Below are 19,945 nucleotides of genomic sequence, written 5' to 3' on the forward strand. Positions count from 1 at the left end.
GCAGCAATCTATATGCTGGTGCTCGTGGGAGCCGCTCTGATCACTGGCTCCATACTCTTCCTGGTCGGACCAGCCGCCATCGGATTTCTGGCCGCGCTACGACTATTGAACTGGCAGAACCCGATAACCCATGAAAACAGCCTTCCCTGGCACGAGTACAACTTCGTCACCGTCGACCGCAAGCGAAGAGTCATAGTCACCCATGTCAAGGACCTGAGCCTGGGCTTCGAAGCGCGGCCACCCGACGACAAGCTGTTTGAGCAGTACCTGGACTTGTTAAAACGGTCCCCGCCCCCTACCGCTGAATACATAGAAAGAAAGTGGGACTCTGACCTTCTTTGAACACGTCAACAGAAGTCACCCCGTCATGTTTGATACAAGCAGCGTCTGAGCATTGCAGATGAAACCTTCCGAAACAGTCCTTTATGCTTCAACTTGCTACCGCAGCGATGACATTACCCTCATGCCGTTAGCGCAATTTGCTAGTGACCGGGACCGCAACGGTATCTTTGACACGCATATCGCCTACGGCCACTACGCGTTTCTGGACCCTGTAACAGAGATCTCGCTGCAACTGGAAGTAATGAACATCTGATCTATGAGCATCAGATAGATTCAAACTCCGAGCCAGAATTATATTGCGATGCAAAGCGCTGGAGGCTTCGTAATTCCAGTAAAACCGTTCATCTTCTTCTCGTCGCTAAACTGCTATCTTTTCCGTGCACTTGGCTCTTCTGGGGCTCAGGCTTTCTCACGCAATCCAGCCTGGAATTTGAGTCGAGGTTTATGCGAGATCATATGCTACCCATCGGACTGGCCACGGGAGTTGCAATGATCGCTTCGCTGATACTAGGCTTGATGAATCACAAATCCACTCATTTCCTTCAGCTAACCGGCCTGGTCATCTGCACCGCCATGCTTCTATACCTCAGAGGCACGATATGGGGGACCAGTCCATTATTCCTCGCCTATTGGAGCAGCGTATTTATTTATGTCATGGGCGTAATCGGCTGCGATTTATTGCTACGACTATACGGCCTGTACGCCAGCCCCGACGGGAGTGAATTCAATAGAATCGACGGGATGGTTCGCTTCAAACGGCGGTTTAGTCGTCCGTTCGTAGCACCTTTTGGAGAGTTCGATCCCGTGCTGCGAGCTCTACCGACAGGATTCGGCTCGAGCGATTACACAATTGTGCTACGTCACCGATACACCAGTGACTCGCTGACCTTGGCGGCGAAAATGCATACGCTCGGACTGGACAAGGTCAACGCTTTGGCGTTCTGGGATTGCCTGCAGCGGTATATGGATGTCACTCAACCGCTTCCGGATCTCCCGGTGCTGGAACAGAGCCGGCATCTTGACCCAGTGACGGCAGAACATGATCTGCAGACCGGCCGGCCTGAGCGACGCTGGCGCGATCAGACGCTGCTCGGCTGGAAAACCGGTGGGGAAAGGCGACTGCGGGCCCAGCTGGAACGTCATTCTTGGCAACAACACGACTGCATTGTCAAAGCTCGGCTGTCCGGCACGCTGAGAATTCAGGACTACTACCGCGCACTGGAAGCCAAGGGTCTCAAGATCACTCCTGACTCTTGTGACTACGCATGCATGCGCATGCCTGAGCGTTAGATGTTTTGCATCGTGCTCGCCCGCCGGGATAGATATATCGCCGATCGGAGGCATTTCCCCTGACTTGCACAGCCGTCCCCGGAGCGAATAAGGTGGCCGCCGAAGCCCGCTTGCCTGGCGGCACCCGACTAAAATCCGAGGACCCCCATGATCCACATCCGCCCCATGACACCCGCCGACTTCGATCTCTTCTGGCCGACGTTCCAGGCCGTGGCAGCCGCTCGACAAACCTACGCCTACGACCCGGCCGTCACCAAAGAACAGGCTCGTGCGTTATGGATGGACTTGCCGCTGCATACGCTGGTCGCCGAGGAGGATGATGTGTTGCTGGGCAGTTACTACCTCAAGGCCAATGCGGCAGGGCCTGGGGATCATGTCTGCAATTGCGGTTACATGGTTACCGAAGCGGCTCGCGGTCGAGGTGTGGCGCGGTTGATGTGCGAGCACTCGCAACAGTTGGCGCGAGACAGTGGCTTTCTCGCCATGCAATTCAACTCGGTAGTCGCGAGCAACGAGGTGGCGGTCGCGTTATGGAACAGGCTGGGGTTCGAAACAGTCGGACGCCTGCCGAAGGCCTATCGCCATGCCGAGCAGGGGTTGGTGGATTGTCTGGTGATGTACAAATGGCTGGCCGAGCCGCAACGGCCGATGCTGATTGGCCGCAAGAACATCGAATCGGTGGTGTCGCGCCCGCGTCGCGGTTGACACGGTTTTTCGCGCCCTGCCTGTCGCCTGCTCCCGGCTCGCTTCATACGACTGTCGATGGCGTACTCAGCGAGCCTGTTGCGGTGGGTTGGACAGTAGCTGTACGTCCCGTCAGTCCTTGACCTCGCTCAGCGCGAACCTTTGCCCTTTGATATCCCTGACTTCAGCACCCACGATGTAGGCAATGGTCTGGCCGTCATGATCGACCAGACGTTGAGGCGTGCCGAGGCTCAGGGTGCCTATCTCGCCGCTCCAGTCGCGGCGCGGATCATGCTCCAGATAGGCATAGACCTTGCGCTCTCGAATCCGCCAGACCGGGTAGGCCTTGCGGGTCGAGATCACGTCGTAGGTCAGGTTGGGGTTGAAGGTGAAAGCGGCAGTCATGACAGTCTCCGTCTTATGGGTGTGGCTGACTGCGCGTTGAAGCCACGTGGCAATGACGCAGGATAGACCAAGCCTGCAAAGAGCTCGCCTGCTCGGTGACAATCGAGCGCAAGTTCAAGAAAAACGGGCCCGCAGGCCCGTTTTTTTCAGCTTAAAGGCACCTCATTTGCCGCTGCCGCTGTCTGCATGCTTGTGCAGCAGGACGCGCGTTACCCGTCGCTCTTCCACCTCGACGACCTTCAGATGCCAGCCCTGCCAGTCCAGGTAGTCGCCGATCATCGGCAACCGGTCCAGCAAGCTGATCACCAGGCCTGCGAGGGTCTGATAGTCGTCCGTGGCCTTGGCTTGAAAACCGGTGCGTTCGCGCAGCAGGCTAAGGTTCAGCGCACCGGACACCAGATACCCGTCGCCTTGCGCGACGATGTCCGGGCCTTCCACTTCGCTGGCGTCTGGTAGCTGGCCGGCAATGGATTCCAGAATGTCGGTCATGCTCAGCACGCCAATGAAGTCGCCAAACTCGTTGACCACGAACGCGATATGCGTCGAAGCCTTGCGCATCTGCTCCAGCGCATTGAGGATCGAAAAGCTTTCCAGCAGGTTGATGGCCTTGCGGGACAACAGCCGCAGGTCCGGCTCATTGCCTGCGAGCAGCTCCTTCAGCAGCTCCTTCTTGTGAACGAATCCGACCGGCTCATCGATCCCTTTTTCACCGACCAGAGGCAGCCGCGAATAGGACGAATGCATCAGCCGGTTGCGGATCGCCTCGGCGTCGTCGTTCAGGTCGATGTAATCCACCTCCGCGCGCGGCGTCATGACGGTGCGAATCGGTCGCTCGGCCAGCTGCAATACACCGCTGATCATGACGCGTTCACGTCGGTCGAAGACCGCATCGCTGGCGCCGCCTTCATGCAGGTCGCCATCGAGCATGTCGATGATTTCCTCGTCGACCTCGCCTTCTTCAAGCCGGCGACCGCCAAGCAGGCGCATGACCGCGTGCGCAGCGCGTTCACGGCGTGGGCGCTGGCCATGGGTCGAGGTCTTGCGACGTTTGCGGGCAATCTGGTTGAACATCTCGATCAGGATCGAGAAACCGATGGCCGCGTACAGATAGCCTTTGGGGATGTGGAAGCCCAGGCCTTCAGCGGTCAGGCTGAAGCCGATCATCATCAGGAAGCCCAGACACAGCATGATCACCGTCGGGTGGCTGTTGACGAACCGGGTCAGCGGTTTACTGGCGACCATCATCAGACCGATGGAGAAGATCACCGCGATCATCATCACCGACAAATGCTCGACCATGCCGACGGCGGTTATCACCGCGTCCAGCGAAAACACCGCATCAAGCACAACGATCTGCGCCACGATCGGCCAGAACATCGCGTACGCCGCGTTGCCGGTACGCTGGCTGACGTGGCCTTCCAGACGCTCGTGCAGTTCCATGGTGGCCTTGAACAGCAGAAACACACCGCCGAACAGCATGATCAGATCACGTCCGGAGACGGTGTGAGCGAACACTTCGAAAAGCGGTTCGGTGAGCGTCACCATCCACGAAATACTCGCCAGCAGGCCCAGCCGCATGATCAGCGCCAGGGACAGGCCGATGATGCGCGCCTTGTCGCGCTGCTCGGGAGGAAGCTTGTCCGCGAGGATGGCGATGAAGACCAGGTTGTCGATACCCAGCACCAGTTCCAGCACGATCAGGGTCAGCAGGCCAAGCCATGCCGTGGGGTCAGCGATCCATTCCATGGGGATTACTCGATCTCATGAACAAAACGGGAAGCCGCCATGCGCTTTTTCACACGCGCACAGTTCAACGTCGCCATACGGAGTACGACAGGCTTCAAGGGTGAGGATAGTGCTGAGCGACTGCGCCTGGGGGGCATGCGCAAACGGCAGACTGGCACAGAGACGTCGCTAGTGAGCAAGCGACCGGAACGCAGGGTTGCGAACAAGGGGACGGAGCAACACGGAGGCTCCTGAAGGGTATTCATAATGTCCTGAAAATCAATACGGGACGTGATCCTACAACAACCGGTGTCATTTCCTTCGTTCAAAAAGTATTACAAAGGTTGACTCGAATGAGTATCGCGCGGCGGGTTACTGCGTAAAGGCGGGACAAAGCACAGCGACCTTATGCCGCACCCCAAAGTGCAACCGGTTGTCTGACAACCGCGACTGCCATATGGAAGCCATAAGCCACTTGTTTTAAAATGTTTCCACACTGTCGAGCCCATGATCATACGCGGGGAAGTTCACGCCCACGTATTGATAAACGACGCATCGACCAGACCCATAAAAACAAAAGGCCCGTCATAGACGGGCTTTTTGCGTTTAAAGCATTTGTATCCGGACGCCGGCGCACGGCGTCGCGGCTGGATTCGAGCCTGGCGTCGACGTCTCGCGCTATTAAAGCGTGGGCACCGCCAGCTCCGTTATTTTGATATCGAGGCTATTCCACTATGTTGCGGCTTGTTGTGATTCACCTGTTTCAATGGTTCAAACGTCTGTCCACGTCCCTGCTGGCGCGAAGCTCCGCCGAGGCTCGCTATTCGCGCGATTTCAATGGCGAGAATGATCGTGGCCGCTGGACATTCGTCTCGATCTTCATCGTGTTCACCCTGAGCCTGTATTGCCTCGCAGGTCTTGGCTACTACGCCAAGGTCCATGTCTGGGATGGCTTCAGCGAAGAGCAGAAGCAGAATATCGCTCAGGCCATGATCGCCAGTTCGCAGAATTTGATGTAACGGCGGCACTTTACCGTCGCACCAAAAGGGGAAGCTCAGGCTTCCCCTTTTGCATTTCAGGCGCTTGTCATTGCGCCGGTTTTCTGCGAGAAAGCAGCCCGCGATCACTTGAGAGAACTATTCATGAGCGACGACACAGCGAACGGCGGCAAGCCTGACCTTGAGCCCACCACGCCCGAACTGCAGATTACCGATATTGAGGTCGGTGACGGCAAGGCCGTCGTCAAGGGCGCACTGATCACCACCCACTACACCGGCCGTCTTCAGGATGGCACTGTTTTCGACTCCTCCCATGAGCGCGGCAAGCCTTTCCAGTGTGTAATCGGCACAGGGCGGGTCATCAAGGGCTGGGACCTGGGCCTGATGGGCATGAAAGTCGGCGGCAGGCGCAAGCTGTTCGTGCCGGCGCATCTGGCCTACGGTGAGCGGAAAATGGGCGCGCATATTCAGCATGGCTCTGACCTGTCGTTCGAGATCGAACTGCTCGAAGTGCTGACCCGGGACGATTGAACGGCCTGCCTTGAGCGCCGTTTGCTTGTCAGCCTGGAAAAAGCCATGCTTGGCGCATGGACTACCGCACTCGACCACAGGACCCGCCATGCCGCTCAACAAATCCACCCAGGAGTTGAAAAGACATTTGAAGGGCACCGCCACGAATCTCGAAACCACCGCAGATGAAATTCTCAAGCTCGCCTCCCAAATGAAAGACGTCGACGTGACCGCCATCCTGCAGATGGTCAATCGGCTGTACAGCGATGCCGATCAGCTCAAGGCCTACGCCGACGAAGTCAAAGCGAAAAAGATCGTTCGCGCGAAGTCGCAGTTACCCTAGAGTGGCAGTGGCCATAGAGTGGCAGCGACCATGGCCTGACGCCAACGCGGGGATTTCCATTCGGGCGAATACGTTTAACATGTGCGCCCTTTTCAGCACCGACCCTTGTCATGAATCCCGAAGCACTCGCCCTACTGCAACAGCACCTGCGCAGCGCCCTCGCCGCCGCACCCGTTGAAACACGTCGCCTGTTCCACGGTCGCGGCCGGGTCTGGCCTGGGCTTGAGCACGTTACGGTCGACTGGATGCAGGGCGTGGTGCTGGTGTCGTTGTTCAAGCAACCGCAGGATCACGAACTGGCGGCACTGATTGCGCAACTTCAGGAGCTGACCGCCACTGTGCAGTGGCAACAGAGTCAGGCGCATACGCTGCTGTTGCAGCATCGCTATCTGCCCCAGAGCAGCACCGAATGGCTGCTGGGCGAGCCCATCGACGAATGGGTAATCACCGAGAGCGGCCTGCGCTACAAGGTCGACTTCGGCAAGAAGCAGAACAGCGGGCTGTTCCTCGACATGCGCTATGGCCGCGACTGGGTGCGTGCCCAGGCGCAGGGCAAGCGGATCCTCAATCTGTTTGCCTACACCTGCGGTTTTTCGGTCGCGGCCATCGCTGGCGGCGCCGACCACGTAGTGAACCTGGACATGGCGCGCGCGGCGCTGAATCGCGGGCGCGAGAATCATCACCTCAACGGCCACGATCTGAGTCGCGTCAGCTTTCTGGGGCATGACCTCTTCAAGTCCTGGGCCAAGGTAACCCGCATGGGCCCTTATGACCTGATCATCATTGACCCGCCCTCATTTCAGAAGGGCAGCTTCATGCTCGACAAGGATTATCAGCGGGTTCTGAGGCGGCTGCCGGAGTTGCTGGACGAGAACGGCTCGGTGCTGGCGTGCATGAATGATCCGGCTGTAGGGCCTGAGTTTTTGATCCGGCATACGGCAGTCGAGGCGCCGGGCCTGCGTTTTGAACAGCGCCTGGAAAATCCGCCGGAATTCCCCGACGCCCGTGAAGACGGCGGGTTGAAGGCTCTGGTGTTCAAGGCCGAAGGCGAGTCGCGTAGCGGCTGGGCGTAATGAGCGTAGGCGTTGCGCGCCGTCCGTCGCGGGCAAGCGCGCTCCTAGACACACTGCTTCCCTACGCGCTCAATCGGGAAATCACATCGTTCAGGCCTACAGACAGGCCATGCAGATCCTGGCTCGCGCCCTGGGTGCGCTTGACGTTGTCCTGGTTGGTCACCGCGATCGCCGTGATTTCGGTCAGGTTGCGCGAGATGTCCTCGGCGACCGAGGTCTGCTCCTCGGCAGCGGTGGCGATCTGACGGTTCATGTCACGGATGTTCTCGACTGCAAGCGTAATACGCTGCAAGGTTTCGCCGGCCTGGGTCACCTGCTCGACGCTCTCCTCGCTGCGCGCCTGGCCACCCTGAATGGCCTGTACCGCATCGGTCGCGCCGGTCTGCACCGAATTGATGATCTGATTGATTTCCGCAGTCGACTCAGCGGTGCGCTTCGCTAGCGTGCGGACTTCATCGGCAACCACCGCGAACCCGCGCCCGGCTTCTCCGGCACGCGCCGCTTCGATGGCGGCGTTCAATGCCAGCAGGTTGGTCTGGTCCGCGATACCGCGAATTACTTCCAGCACCTTGCCGATCCGGCCACTGTCGGTTTCCAGGCGTTGGACCACACCGGCGGTGGAGGCTATTTCATTGCGCATGCGGGTGATGGTGGCGATGGTCGACTGCATGACCTTTTCCCCGCTCTGCGCGCTGTGATCGGCGTCGTCGGCCGCGCGTGCGGCATCAGCGGCGTGACGTGCCACTTCCTGCGCGGTGGCGGACATTTCGGTCATGGCCGTCGCGACCTGATCGGTGCGCTCGAACTGTTCGTGGGTGCCCTGCGCCATCAACGCGGCGATGGCTTTCAGTTCGCCGCCAGCGGTATCCAGATCGGTGGTGCTGCGCTTGAGGCGCGCAAAAGTGTCAGCCAGAAAATCGCGCAGGGTGTTGGCAGCAGCCGCCAGCCGGCCCAGTTCATCGCGGCGACTGATGTCGACCCGCTCGCCGAACTTGCCCTCGGACAGCCTGGCAACGTACTCGATCAGCATGCTGATCGGCTTGACCACGTTGCGATTGACCATCCACAGCGTCAGCAAGCCTACCAACAGCGCCGACACCAGCATCACCAGCGTACCGATCAGAATGGTGCGATCCGCAGCCTGGCTGATCTGGGCCGACTGTGCGCTGCTGAATGCATGCAACTGCTCGACCAGTACAGCCATCTGCTCGCTGGTCTGGCGATCCACGCCTTTGACCGCCTGATCACCCGCTGCCGCATCGCCGCCGGCGGCGACGAACGCGTCACGACCGTTGCGGTAGGCCGCGCCCAGCTCGCGATGTTCCTGCCTGAGTTTTTCGACCTGGTTCTTGAGGTCTGCGTCGGTGCTCTTCAAGCCGCCAAGTTTACCCAGAGTGTCTTGGACCGCTCGCTCCTGAGCTTCAAACCGTGTCCAGTATTTGTCACGCTCGGCGGCGGTCTTGCCACGCAACAACACGTTCTTCCATTCCTGAACCTGGACTTTGAAGTGCAGGTTCGCTTCATCGACCAGCTGCGACGCCTGCACCGGACCTTGCAACAGCTCGCGATAAGCCTGGACGTTCTGAGACAGGAAGTTGAAGCAGGCCAGCGCAATCAAGAGGATCACGATCAGGCTGCCACTGAGCATGGCAAGAATTTGTAGCCGCAAGGATTTGGACATGACGAAATCTCGGGAAAGTAGTTTGCGCTTCAACGCGAATGAATGGTGCTACTTCCCTGTCGCTGCCGTGTTCAGGCAGCGTGCCTTGGGTCTATCGACCTATCCGCTGATTTCTTTAATCAGGTTACGAACGTCCACGATTATGGATCCAATCGGTAGCTAACTGGCGTAATAAAAATGTCAGGAACAGGCTGCCGCCGGTCACTCGGAAAGCCCGAAGACCTGGCTGGGGCGACGCAGTGAAGGGTCAAACGGATTGATCTTCGCGCTTATCGCCGAAGCCTCGCGCTTGAGCAATTCGACCACCGTTTGCAGGCGATCAGGCCCGAGGCGATCGCTGATGGTCGCCACGCTCAGGGCCGCGACGGCACGCCCCGTGCGATCAAGGATGGGAACCGCCAGCCCGGCCATTCCCGGCAAGGCTCCGGTGTTGCGCGAGGCATAGCCCAGACGGCGTACGTTGTCGATCTCGGACCTGAGCAGCACCTCATCGTACAGATGGAAATCCTTGAGGCGTGGCAGGTTGTAGCGGATTACCGTCTCGCGCTCTTCTTCAGGCAGGAACGCCAGAATCGCGAGGCTGCCCTGCCCCACGCCCAATGCGACTCGCCCGCCGATATCCCCGGTGAAGGTACGAATCGGGTATGGCCCTTCGCTGCGGTCCAGACAGATGGCGTCGAAACCGCTGCGGGCCAGCAGAAATAATGAATCTCCGAGTGATGCCGACAGACGCAACAGACTTGGCCGGACCAGATCGCGCAGGTTGCCGGGATTGCCTGCCTTCGCGGCCAGTGCGAAAAACTCGATACTCAACCGATAGCGCCTGGAGAGCGAATCCTGCTCGACCATGCCTTCCTCGACCAGGCTGCGCAGCAAGCGATGGGTCGTGGGCTGGGACAGGCCGACGCGTTGCGCCAGTTGGGTCACCCGTTCCCCGCCTTCAGCGCAATCGCCCAGGCAACGGAGCACGGCAAACAGTCGGCAAACCGCGCCGACACCGACAACATTCTCACCTTCATTCCGCTCAGTGGAATTCATGGGTGATTACCTCCGTTGTCGATTCAATGAGTGGAAGAATTTGAAAATAAATATTGTTCAGTGAAATTCCTCGTTGAGCGCATCCTAGCCTTCGACCTAATCTGAGTCCACAGGGGCGATTTGAACAATCATCGGTAGCCGACTCAGAGCGAGCACCAACGTCCACCCGAGCTGCATGACTTCACTTCGCATCTGCCCATGACAAACGCGTGCTCCGGCGCGCCTGACAACAAGGTGCAAGCAGCCATGGCATTTTTGCAGCTCGAAGGTCTCTCCAAGCGTTACGGCTCGATCGACGCCGTGGTCGCCACTCACCTGGCTGTCGAACAGGGTGAGTTCGTTTCTCTTCTTGGCCCGTCGGGCTGCGGCAAGACCACCACCCTGCAAATGATCGCCGGCTTCGTCGAAGTCAGCGAAGGCCGCATCGTGCTCGATGGGCGCGATATCACCCATGCCAAGCCCAGCAGCCGTGGCCTGGGTGTGGTCTTCCAGAGCTACGCGCTGTTTCCGCACATGACGGTGACCGATAACGTCGCCTTCGGTCTGCGCATGCGCAAGGTGTCCGCCGCCGAAATCCGCAGCCGGGTCGCGCGAGTGCTGGAGCTGGTGCGTCTGAACCAGCACGCCGAACGTTATCCGCGCGAGCTTTCCGGCGGCCAGCGACAGCGCGTCGCCCTCGCCCGCGCGCTGGTCATCGAGCCGCCGGTCCTGCTGCTTGATGAACCGCTGTCCAACCTCGACGCCAATCTGCGCGAAGAGATGCAGTTCGAGATTCGGCGTATCCAGAACGAGGTCGGGATTACCACGCTGATGGTCACCCACGATCAGGCCGAGGCGCTGTCCATCAGTGACCGTGTGGTGGTCATGCAGGCCGGGCGCATCACCCAGATCGACGAACCCTACAAACTTTACGAACACCCGCGCACCCGCTTCATCTCCGGTTTCGTCGGCAAGGCCAACATGCTGCCCGGCGATCTGGACAGCGCCGGGTGCCCGCAGGTCCGCCAGTTGCCGGGCGAAGGTGCATTGACCCTGAGCCTGCGTCCGGAAAAGATCGATCTGGTGGCTACCGGCTGCGGGCGATTGTCCGGGCGAATCGTGACCCGCTACTTCCTCGGCAGCCAGTGGCTTTACCGAATCCAGACCGGCGTCGGTGAGGTCACGGTGGTGCGTCGCAATGACGGCCTGGCGCCGCTGGAGGAAGGTACGCCGGTCGGTCTGGACTGGCCATCCGAGTTGCTGCGTGTATTGGATGCCGACGAGGTACATGCATGAGCGCGCTGACCGAAATACGCCGGGGCGGTCGCGGCTACTGGCTGTCGGCCCCCGCACTGGCGTTGTACATCGGCTTGCTGGTGCTGCCGCTGGGCCTGACGCTGGTGTTGTCGTTCAATGTGTTCGACTACGAAGTCGGGGTCAAAAGCGACAGCTACACCCTTGGCCACTACGTGGCGGTGCTCACCGACTCCTATTTCTATGAAATTTTCCTGCGTACCTTCTGGATCAGCGCGCTGGTGACGTTCCTCTGTGTGCTGATCGGCGTGCCCGAGGCTTACATCCTCAGCCGCATGCGCACGCCCTGGCGCTCGATCTTTCTGATCCTGATCCTCACGCCGCTGCTGATTTCGGTCGTGGTTCGGGCGTTCGGCTGGAGCCTGCTGCTCGGTGCCGACGGGCTGATCAACCAGGCATTGCAGGCCATGGGCGGGCGTCCGGTGAAGATGCTCTATACGCCTTTTGCGGTGATCATCGCCCTGGTTCACGTGATGCTGCCGTTCATGATCATTCCGGTCTGGACCTCGCTGCAGAAGCTCGATCCCACCGCCGAACAGGCCGCGCTGTCGCTTGGTGCGAGCCAGGCCAAGGTTATGCGCATGATTGTGCTGCCGCAGGTCATGCCGGGTGTGCTTTCCGGTTCGCTGATCGTCTTCGGCCTGGCCGCAAGCTCGTTCGCCATTCCCGGTCTGTTGGGCGGTCGCCGTCTGAAGATGGTCGCGACCGTGGTCTACGACCAATACCTTTCGGAACTCAACTGGCCCATGGGCGCAACGATTGCGGTGGCGTTGCTGCTGGTGAATCTGCTGATCATGCTGTCCTGGAATCGCATGATCGAAGGCCGCTACAAGAAATCCCTGGGGGTATGAGCATGTCCAGAAACGGTTCTTTGGCGTTGACCTTCCATGCTCTGGTAGTGGTTTTTATGATGGCTCCGCTGGTCGTGGTGTGTCTGGTCGCCTTCACACCGGAGAACACTTTGAGCCTGCCCACCACCGAGTTCTCGCTGCGCTGGTTCAGGGCGATTTTCGAGCGCGCGGACTTCGTCGACTCGTTCTACAACAGTCTGATTCTGGCGTTCGTTTCCGCCACGCTGGCGACGCTGATCGCGGTGCCCGCTGCGCTGGCGATCACTCGCCACGAGTTTCCCGGTCGCAATTTCTTCAATGCGCTGTTTCTGTCGCCAATCATCATTCCGCATCTGGTGCTTGGTGTGGCGATGCTGCGCCTGTTCGCGCTGATGGGCGTCAACGGCAGTTTTACCTGGCTGATTCTGGCCCACACGCTGGTGATCACTCCCTACGTGCTGCGCCTGGTGCTGGCGGCGGCCATCGGCATCGACCGCAGCGCCGAGCAGGCGGCCGAATCGCTGGGCGCCAGCCGTTTCACACTGTTTCGTCAGATCACCCTGCCCATGATCCTGCCCGGTGTCGCGGGAGGCTGGCTGCTGGCGTTCATCAACAGTTTCGACGAGGTGACGCTGTCGATCTTCGTCACCTCGCCGGCGACCCAGACCCTGCCGGTGCGCATGTACGTGTATGCCACCGAATCCATCGACCCGATGATGGCCGCGGTATCGGCGCTGGTCATCGCCCTGACTGCGGCGACCATGATCCTGCTCGACCGGGTGTACGGCCTGGATCGGGTGCTGGTCGGCAGACATTAACTCGAGGTGCGGAGCGTCGCTGTCATGGCATTGTTGAAACGATTGGTCGAAACCGACCGCCCGAGCCTGGCGTTCACCCTCGACGGCAAGCCCGCAAGCGGCCTGCTGGGCGACACGCTGTTGACCGCCGTGCTGACGGCTGGCGATCACCTGCGCGGCAGCGACTTCAGCGCCGAGCCGCGCGCCGGTTTTTGCCTGATGGGTGCCTGCCAGGACTGTTGGGTCCGGCTGGGTGACGGTCGGCGGGTGCGAGCCTGCTCGACGTTGCTGGAGGCCGGTCAGGAGGTCAGCCGCGAGCCTGGGCGTGTGCAGTGCGCGGGGACGAATCCATGAATGCCGCTGGGAAAGAGGCGCTGAGCGAATCCGGCTCCAACGGCGACCCGACCGGGAAGGCGGTGGTGATCATCGGTGCCGGGCCTGCGGGCATCCGCGCTGCCGAGACCCTGCTCGCCCACGGCGTGCGACCGTGCCTGATCGATGAAGGCTTGCGCGGCGGCGGGCAGATCTACCGTCGCCAGCCCGAGAACTTCGCGCGTTCCGCCAAGGCTCTTTATGGCTTTGAAGCGGGCAAGGCTTCGGCTGTCCACCAGACGCTCGACGCCTTGGCAACCACCATCGATTACCGTCCGCAAACGCTGGTGTGGAACGCCGAGAACGGCCGGCTCGATACGCTGCGAGAAGGTCGCGCCGGCCGCGTTGATTATCAACAGCTGATCGTCGCCACGGGCGCGACCGACCGGATCCTGCCGGTGCCCGGCTGGACGCTGCCGGGCGTTTACAGCCTGGGTGCGGCGCAGATTGCTCTGAAATATCAGGGCTGCGCCATCGGCGAGCGTGTTGTTCTGAGCGGCAGCGGGCCATTGCTGTATCTGGTGGCCTATCAGTACGCCAAGGCCGGCGCGAACGTCGTGGCGGTGCTGGACAGTTCGCCCTTCGCCGCGCAGTGCCGTGCATTGCCCGCCCTTCTTGCCCAACCTGCCACGCTCGCCAAGGGCTTGTATTACCGCGCCTGGCTTACAGCCCATGGTGTCCCTGTGCATCAGGGAGCAACGCTTGAACGCATTCACGGCAAACAGCGCGTCGACGGCGTCAGCTGGCAGCATCGCGGCAAGCTGCACGAATTGAAATGTGACGCGGTAGCCTTTGCCCATGCCTTGCGCAGCGAAACGCAGCTGACCGACCTCCTCGGCTGCGAGTTTGCCTGGAACCCGCTGAACCGTGCCTGGCTCCCGACCCGCGACGAGGCCGGACGCAGCAGCGTGCCGGGCGTCTATCTGGCAGGTGACGGCGCCGGCATCATGGGCGCTGATGCGGCGGAGATGGCCGGTGAGCTCGCGGCACTGACCTTGCTTGGCGATCTGTCGGGCCAGCCGGATCAATCGGTAAACGCTGCGCGCAGCACGCAACTCAGGCAGCGCTTGCAACGCATCCGGAAATTTCGGCAAGGCCTGGAACGCGCATTCCCGTTTCCTGAAGTCTGGGCAGCCAGCGTGCCGGACGAGACCCTGATCTGTCGCTGCGAAGAAGTGAGCGCCGGCGAGATTCGCGCCACGGTCGCCGACGGCCACTGGGAGATCAACCGGGTCAAGGCGATGTGTCGGGTCGGCATGGGCCGCTGCCAAGGGCGCATGTGCGCCATGGCCACGGCGGAAATCATCGCGACCCAGAGCGGGCGCGACGTACAGAGCGTTGGTCGTCTGCGTGGCCAGGCGCCGGTCAAGCCGCTGCCTTTCGGCCTGGAGATCGAGCCATGAGCGAAGTAATCGAAACTGACGCTCTGATCATCGGCGGCGGCATCGTCGGCTCGTCCGCGGCGCTGGCGCTGGCCAGCAAAGGCCGACGCGTGGCGCTGCTGGAGCGCGACTTCTGCGGCTCGCACTCAAGCGGAGTCAATTATGGCGGTGTGCGTCGCCAGGGAAGGCCGCTGTCGCAACTTCCCCTGTCGCAACGCGCGCACCAGATCTGGGGCAATCTGCGCGAGCTCCTCGGCACGGATGGCGAGTATGTCCGGTCCGGCCATCTCAAGCTGGCGCGCAGCGAGCAGGACATGGCCGCGCTGCGTGCCTACGCCGTGGCCAGCGGCCCGTATGACCTGCATCTGCAATTGCTCGATCGCGATGAGCTACGAGCGCGCTATCCGTGGGCCGGCGATGTCGCGGTTGGCGCGTCGCTGTGCGCCGATGACGGTCACGCCAATCCGCGCCTGGTTTCCCCGGCGTTCGCCCGTGCGGCCCGGCGCGCAGGGGCACAGATTTTCGAGCAGGCGCAGGTCACTGAAGTGGATCACGATGGTCGTGCGTTCGTCGTCCGCACCACCAGCGGCCTGACCTTGCGCGCACCCTGGCTGCTCAATTGCGCCGGCGCATGGGCCGGCGAGCTGGCGGCACAGTTCGGCGAACCGGTGCCGATGCACTCCGGCCATCCGGCGATGCTGGTGACCGAACCGCTGCCGATGTTCATGGATGTCAGCACCGGCGTTGAAGGTGGCGGCATCTACGCGCGCCAGGTCGCGCGCGGCAATTGCGTGCTCGGTGGCGGTCAAGGCTTCGCGCTGGACCCTGCGCGAGCGCGTCCCGGTCAGGCTGCGGTGCTGGAGATTCTGCGCAACGCGGTCGAACTGTATCCACCGCTGGCTGGGGCCATGGCGATACGCACCTGGAGCGGCACCGAAGGCTATCTGCCGGATCGCCAGCCGGTCTTGGGCCCAAGCCTGCGCCAGCCCGGCTTGCTGCACGGCTTCGGCTTTGCCGGGGCCGGTTTCCAGATTGGCCCGGCGGTCGGCGAAGCACTGGCCGAATGGGTTTGCGAAGGTCGCTCGGCCATCGCGCTGGACGCGTTTTCCATAGGCCGCTTTCAGGCCGAGACAGCAACACCCGTCGTCACTCTACCCAGCAACGTCATCCCAATGCACAGAGGAAGGTCGCCGCTATGATCAATGCCAGATTGAAGAACGCCAAACCCGACAGCGTCACACGCGGCGCCGCCATAGGCCTGTCGTGCCTGCCGCTCGCCGCCCTGCTGGTCTGCGCGCCTGCTCGGGCCGAAACAACGCTTTATCTGGGCATGAACGGTGGGACCATGGAACGTCTGTATGCCGATCAGGTACTGCCGGCGTTCGAGAAGGCCAATAACGTCAAGGTGGTCATCGTCCCCGGGACTTCGGCCGACATCCTGGCGAAAGTCCAGGCCAGCAAGGACAGCCCGCAGATGCACGTGATGTTCCTCGACGACGGGATCATGTATCGCGCCATTTCCATGGGCCTGTGCGACGCCCTGCAACCGAGCCCCGGGCTGGCGGACCTGCCCGCCAAGGCAAAGATCAAGGAACAGGCGGCCGCAGTCAGTCTCGGGGTCACGGGCCTTGCCTATAACACGCGTATGTTCAAGGAAAACGGCTGGAGCACACCGACCTCATGGATGGACCTGGCCGACAAGCGTTACAAGGAAAAAGTGGTGTTCCAGTCCCTGGCCTCCTCCACTTTCGGCCTGCATGGTTTTCTGATGTTCAACCGCATCCAGGGCGGCAGTGAGAAAGACGTGGAGCCTGGTTTCAAGGCATGGCCCAAGACGGTTGGCCCCAACGTGCTGGAGTACATCGCAAGCTCGGCAAAGATTTCCGAAATGGTCCAGACCGACGAAGCGGCGCTGTTCCCTTTGACGCCGACCCAGGTAACGGCGCTCAAGATCAAGGGCGTTGCGGTGGAATACGCGCCACCCAAGGAAGGTGCCGTGGTGCTGAACGTGGCCGAATGCGCCATCGCCAACAACAGCCAGCCTGAACTGGCGCAGAAACTGGCAGCCTATCTCTTGACCCCCGAGGCCCAGGCCCCGGCGCTGGAGTTTGGCGATCAGATCCCGTCCAACCCCAGGACGCCGACCACAGACAAGACCCGTGGACAAGTCGCGGCAATGAACAAATACCTGGAAACCGCCGTGACCATCGACTGGGACCAGGTCAACCAGATCCGCCCTGAATGGAACGCGCGCTGGAGCCGAAGCATCGAGCGGTAGACCACGTTTCTTCAGGCACATCGCGTATGCCGCTTTGCTGGCGCTGCGCGGCAGCAATTGAAGCGACCATGTTTCTTCAGGCACATCGCGTATCCCGCTTTGCTGCCGGTTCCCGGCAGATCGTCAGCAAGCTGGACTCCTACGCCCTTCGGGCAGAATCAAAAGCTGGTTCAGCGCTTCGGCCTGCAGGGCGTGGGAGGCTGGTTGCTCTGGGCGGTAATTCAACAGATATAAAGCGGGCACAGGGCTTCTGCCCGAAGGGCGTGGGAGTTAGCTTGCTGACGATCTGCCGCGCAGCGGCAGCAACTGATCCGACCATGTTTCTTCAGGCACACCGCGTGTGTCGCTTTGCTGCCGGTTCCCGGCAGATCGTCAGCAAGCTGGACTCCCACGCCCTGCGGGCAGAATCAAAAGCGGTCCGGCGCTTCTGTGGGAGTTAGCCGGACGGCGCTGCGCTTGCTGACGATCTGCCCGCCCCCTGCTGCTCCAACCATGAGCAGAAGACTTGCACCGCCTCATCCTCCAGCTTTTCGTGCGGCACATAGGCGCAGTAGCTGCGCGACTTCAGTCGTGGCCCGGTAAAGGGCGTAACCAGCCGCCCGGCCTGCAGGTCGCTGGCGACGAGTGCCGCAGGGCCCATTGCGATGCCCAGGCCGTCTATGGCGGCCTGCAAGGTCAGGTAAAAATGGTCGAACACCACACCGGCCGCTGGCTTCAAGGCAGGCACGTTGGCGCTCGCCAGCCAGTCCGGCCAGAGCCTGGGCAGACTCGATGTATGCAGAAGCGTGTGGTGCCGCAGATCCTCTGGCACGCGCAACGGCACTCTTTCCAGCAGCGTCGGACTGCAGACCGGTAGTCTGTCTTCGCCGAGGAAGGCCTTGGTCGAGTAGCCATAAAGCGTGTCCGGCCCGCCGCGGATGATGACGTCGTAGATCTCCTTGATACTTTCCACCGGCATATTGGAGGTGTGCACCTGCACATCGATGCCCGGATGACTGGCGCGAAAGGCCTCTAGTCTCGGCACCAGCCAGCGCAAGGTAAAGGTCGCCAGAGCGTTCACCAACAACGTGCGAGGCGCTGCATCCGGAAAGCCGAACTGCGCGGTCGCCACTGCAATCTGCTCCAGCAACGGTCCGATCCTGGCCAGATAAGCCCTGGCCGCAGGCGTCAGGATCACCTGCCGATTGCGCCGCTCGAACAGCGATGCGCCGAGCCAGTTCTCAAGCAGTCTGACGCTCTGGCTAATCGCCCCGGAGGTTACATGCAGCTCGGCTGCAGCTTCCTTGAAGCTGCACAGCCGGCCGGCAGCTTCGAAGGCGCGCAGCGCGTTGAGCGGCGGGAGTTGTTGCTTCATTCGGGTTAGCTTCTCTAACGTGAACCGCCAATTTATCTGGTTTGTCATTGCGCACCAAGATAGATATTTTGCAGGCCAAACCTTCCAGGCCTAATGCGACTACCGCATCGGCGCCCCCTTCTCGCGTCCTGAATCCGGAAAGAACCATGGTCAGTTATGCCGGCGGTCTCGTTCTTCTTGCAGCCATGCTTCATGCAGGGTGGAACGCCATGCTGCACGGCAATCGCGACCGTCATCTGTCGATGGCATGGATGAGCATCCTGATAGCTGCCGTGTCGACGGTCGCCGTGCTCGTCCTGCCGTTGCCGGCCGCCGCAGCCTGGCCCTACATCATCGCGTCCGGGCTGGTACACATCGTCTACAACGTCAGCCTCGTACGTTCATATCGCACCAATGATCTGGCGGTGGCTTACTCGATCGCCAGGGGATCGTCACCGTTGCTGGTCACACTCGGCGCGGCGTTGTTCGCGGACGAGGCGATCAGCCTGGTGCACGCGCTGGGGATTGTCATGATATCGGGCGGGATCCTTGCGCTTGGCCTTCTCGACCGACACGTATCCCGCGCAGGCATGCTGACGGCGCTCGCCACAGGCGTACTGATTGCCCTTTATACGGTCATCGACGGTGTCGGGGTACGTCAGTCGGGCGGCCAGGCGCTGGCCTACACCGCCTGGATGTTCCTGTCGTACTGGATAATGCCGGTGCTGTTCGTGGCGAGCCGTGGTCGTCGCGCCCTGACGACTTCACTGAAGACCCACCCCGCCGCCGTCGGCTCGTCGCTCACCGGTGGTCTGGTGTCGATCGCCGCTTACGGCATCGTAATCTGGGCCATGCAATCGGGAGCAATGGGCGGGGTGTCAGCGTTGCGCGAGACCAGCGTCGTGTTTGCAGCGCTGATCGGGAAAATCTTCCTGGGTCAGGAAATGAGCGCAAGACGCTGGGGCGTCTGTGGGCTGGTTGCGGCGGGAGCGGTTTGCCTGGGGCTCTAGTCCACGTCTGAAATAAAAAGCCCAGCCGTAGCTGGGCCTGCAACTGATGCCTGAATCACGCAGCCAGGTCAGAGCGTGACATCTTCTTGAACTCAGCTTTCATCGCTTCCATCTGCGCGCCCAGCTCATCGAGTCTGGCCTTGCCAAGCAGCTCGTTTGCCTGAGGAAACATCTCGGATTCTTCCTCTTCGATATGGTGCTCCAGAAGCTCCTTCACCACCTTGACGCGGCCGGAAAACTCCGGGGTGGCCGGGTCGGTGTTCTTCAGGTCCGGCAGTACCAGCGAATCAACAGTGCGATGCTCTTCTTTCGCCTCGTAGTACATGATGTCCTGCTCTTTTGAACCTGCCTCCTTAAAAGCCGGATAGAGGATTTCTTCTTCCAGTTTGGTGTGGAGGGTGATTTCCATTTCCAGCTTGTTAAGCAGGTCGGTGCGCTTTTTCACCGCGCGTTCGGTGGACTCGCTCAACTGGGTGAGGATGGCTTTGACACGTTCATGGTCTGCTTTGAGAAGGTCGATAGCGTTCATTTTGTTTCCTCCGGGCTCACGGTCAGCGGACG

Annotated in this window: 22 protein-coding genes; 16 read left to right on the top strand and 6 right to left on the bottom strand. The window is 60.8% G+C overall.

The genetic code is table 11. From position 1 onward, the window contains the following. Window positions 1–12: 12 nt before the first annotated feature. From J3P77_RS12810 to J3P77_RS12825, 4 genes are all read left to right on the top strand, one after another. Window positions 13–342, top strand: coding sequence for a hypothetical protein (locus tag J3P77_RS12810; RefSeq protein WP_434677002.1), 330 nt, complete (start codon window positions 13–15; stop codon window positions 340–342). Window positions 343–400: 58 nt separating this feature from the next. After that, window positions 401–595, top strand: coding sequence for a hypothetical protein (locus tag J3P77_RS12815; RefSeq protein ID WP_434677003.1), 195 nt, complete (start codon window positions 401–403; stop codon window positions 593–595). 236 nt (window positions 596–831) lie between these two features. Beyond that, window positions 832–1,632: a hypothetical protein gene (locus tag J3P77_RS12820; RefSeq protein WP_434677004.1), complete on the top strand. Its 801-nt coding sequence runs from the start codon at window positions 832–834 to the stop codon at window positions 1,630–1,632. Window positions 1,633–1,779: 147 nt separating this feature from the next. Continuing rightward, the gene (locus J3P77_RS12825) at window positions 1,780–2,337 is read left to right on the top strand and encodes a GNAT family N-acetyltransferase (RefSeq protein ID WP_434677005.1); all 558 of its coding nucleotides are present in this window, start codon (window positions 1,780–1,782) and stop codon (window positions 2,335–2,337) included. Between the two features lie 111 nt (window positions 2,338–2,448). On the opposite strand, the gene J3P77_RS12830 is transcribed toward J3P77_RS12825, so the two are convergent. Next, window positions 2,449–2,721 (bottom strand): hypothetical protein, encoded by a 273-nt coding sequence (locus J3P77_RS12830; RefSeq protein ID WP_434677006.1) that lies wholly within the window; start codon window positions 2,719–2,721, stop codon window positions 2,449–2,451. 162 nt (window positions 2,722–2,883) lie between these two features. Continuing rightward, window positions 2,884–4,467 (bottom strand): TerC family protein, encoded by a 1,584-nt coding sequence (locus J3P77_RS12835; protein ID WP_434677007.1) that lies wholly within the window; start codon window positions 4,465–4,467, stop codon window positions 2,884–2,886. Between the two features lie 713 nt (window positions 4,468–5,180). On the opposite strand from J3P77_RS12835, the gene J3P77_RS12840 reads away from it, so the two are divergent. From J3P77_RS12840 to J3P77_RS12855, 4 genes are all read left to right on the top strand, one after another. Next, window positions 5,181–5,465, top strand: coding sequence for a hypothetical protein (locus J3P77_RS12840; RefSeq protein WP_434677008.1), 285 nt, complete (start codon window positions 5,181–5,183; stop codon window positions 5,463–5,465). A gap of 123 nt (window positions 5,466–5,588) precedes the next feature. Beyond that, window positions 5,589–5,975: an FKBP-type peptidyl-prolyl cis-trans isomerase gene (locus J3P77_RS12845; protein ID WP_434677009.1), complete on the top strand. Its 387-nt coding sequence runs from the start codon at window positions 5,589–5,591 to the stop codon at window positions 5,973–5,975. Between the two features lie 88 nt (window positions 5,976–6,063). Next, window positions 6,064–6,297 (top strand): hypothetical protein, encoded by a 234-nt coding sequence (locus J3P77_RS12850; RefSeq protein WP_434677010.1) that lies wholly within the window; start codon window positions 6,064–6,066, stop codon window positions 6,295–6,297. A gap of 110 nt (window positions 6,298–6,407) precedes the next feature. Continuing rightward, the gene (locus J3P77_RS12855; RefSeq protein ID WP_434677011.1) at window positions 6,408–7,370 is read left to right on the top strand and encodes a class I SAM-dependent methyltransferase; all 963 of its coding nucleotides are present in this window, start codon (window positions 6,408–6,410) and stop codon (window positions 7,368–7,370) included. Window positions 7,371–7,431: 61 nt separating this feature from the next. Here the strand turns inward: J3P77_RS12855 and J3P77_RS12860 are convergent, their stop codons facing one another. Both J3P77_RS12860 and J3P77_RS12865 read right to left on the bottom strand, forming a co-directional pair. Next, window positions 7,432–9,051: a methyl-accepting chemotaxis protein gene (locus tag J3P77_RS12860; RefSeq protein WP_434677012.1), complete on the bottom strand. Its 1,620-nt coding sequence runs from the start codon at window positions 9,049–9,051 to the stop codon at window positions 7,432–7,434. A gap of 201 nt (window positions 9,052–9,252) precedes the next feature. Continuing rightward, the gene (locus tag J3P77_RS12865) at window positions 9,253–10,089 is read right to left on the bottom strand and encodes an IclR family transcriptional regulator (RefSeq protein WP_434677013.1); all 837 of its coding nucleotides are present in this window, start codon (window positions 10,087–10,089) and stop codon (window positions 9,253–9,255) included. A gap of 246 nt (window positions 10,090–10,335) precedes the next feature. Between J3P77_RS12865 and J3P77_RS12870 the strand changes: the two genes are divergently transcribed. Genes J3P77_RS12870 through J3P77_RS12900 form a run of 7 tightly spaced genes read left to right on the top strand, consistent with a single transcriptional unit; the run spans window position 10,336 to window position 17,041 of the window. Next, window positions 10,336–11,364 (top strand): ABC transporter ATP-binding protein, encoded by a 1,029-nt coding sequence (locus tag J3P77_RS12870; protein ID WP_434677014.1) that lies wholly within the window; start codon window positions 10,336–10,338, stop codon window positions 11,362–11,364. After that, on the top strand, window positions 11,361–12,233 hold the full coding sequence (locus tag J3P77_RS12875; RefSeq protein ID WP_434677015.1) for an ABC transporter permease: 873 nt from the start codon (window positions 11,361–11,363) through the stop codon (window positions 12,231–12,233). Before J3P77_RS12870 ends, J3P77_RS12875 begins: the two co-directional genes overlap by 4 nt. A gap of 2 nt (window positions 12,234–12,235) precedes the next feature. Further along, window positions 12,236–13,030, top strand: a complete 795-nt coding sequence (locus J3P77_RS12880; RefSeq protein WP_434677016.1) for an ABC transporter permease — start codon at window positions 12,236–12,238, stop codon at window positions 13,028–13,030. 24 nt (window positions 13,031–13,054) lie between these two features. Further along, entirely contained in the window at window positions 13,055–13,363 is a 309-nt protein-coding gene (locus tag J3P77_RS12885) for a (2Fe-2S)-binding protein (protein ID WP_434677017.1), read from the top strand. After that, on the top strand, window positions 13,360–14,784 hold the full coding sequence (locus J3P77_RS12890) for an FAD-dependent oxidoreductase (RefSeq protein WP_434677018.1): 1,425 nt from the start codon (window positions 13,360–13,362) through the stop codon (window positions 14,782–14,784). The genes J3P77_RS12885 and J3P77_RS12890 overlap by 4 nt, the downstream gene beginning before the upstream one ends. Continuing rightward, window positions 14,781–15,962: an NAD(P)/FAD-dependent oxidoreductase gene (locus J3P77_RS12895; RefSeq protein WP_434677019.1), complete on the top strand. Its 1,182-nt coding sequence runs from the start codon at window positions 14,781–14,783 to the stop codon at window positions 15,960–15,962. The genes J3P77_RS12890 and J3P77_RS12895 overlap by 4 nt, the downstream gene beginning before the upstream one ends. Then, the gene (locus J3P77_RS12900) at window positions 15,959–17,041 is read left to right on the top strand and encodes an ABC transporter substrate-binding protein (RefSeq protein ID WP_434677020.1); all 1,083 of its coding nucleotides are present in this window, start codon (window positions 15,959–15,961) and stop codon (window positions 17,039–17,041) included. The genes J3P77_RS12895 and J3P77_RS12900 overlap by 4 nt, the downstream gene beginning before the upstream one ends. Before the next feature lie 436 nt (window positions 17,042–17,477). Here J3P77_RS12900 and gcvA read toward each other — a convergent pair whose 3' ends face one another. Beyond that, window positions 17,478–18,395, bottom strand: coding sequence for a transcriptional regulator GcvA (gene gcvA / locus J3P77_RS12905; protein ID WP_434677021.1), 918 nt, complete (start codon window positions 18,393–18,395; stop codon window positions 17,478–17,480). A gap of 146 nt (window positions 18,396–18,541) precedes the next feature. Between gcvA and J3P77_RS12910 the strand changes: the two genes are divergently transcribed. Next, a complete protein-coding gene (locus J3P77_RS12910) occupies window positions 18,542–19,384 on the top strand; it encodes an EamA family transporter (protein WP_434677022.1) in 843 nt (280 codons plus the stop codon). A 55-nt stretch (window positions 19,385–19,439) separates the two neighbouring features. Here J3P77_RS12910 and J3P77_RS12915 read toward each other — a convergent pair whose 3' ends face one another. Beyond that, on the bottom strand, window positions 19,440–19,913 hold the full coding sequence (locus J3P77_RS12915; RefSeq protein WP_434677023.1) for a hemerythrin domain-containing protein: 474 nt from the start codon (window positions 19,911–19,913) through the stop codon (window positions 19,440–19,442). Between the last annotated feature and the right edge of the window lie 32 nt (window positions 19,914–19,945).

Source organism: Pseudomonas sp. R1-18 (assembly GCF_051132095.1).
In the GTDB taxonomy this organism is placed as follows: domain Bacteria; phylum Pseudomonadota; class Gammaproteobacteria; order Pseudomonadales; family Pseudomonadaceae; genus Aquipseudomonas.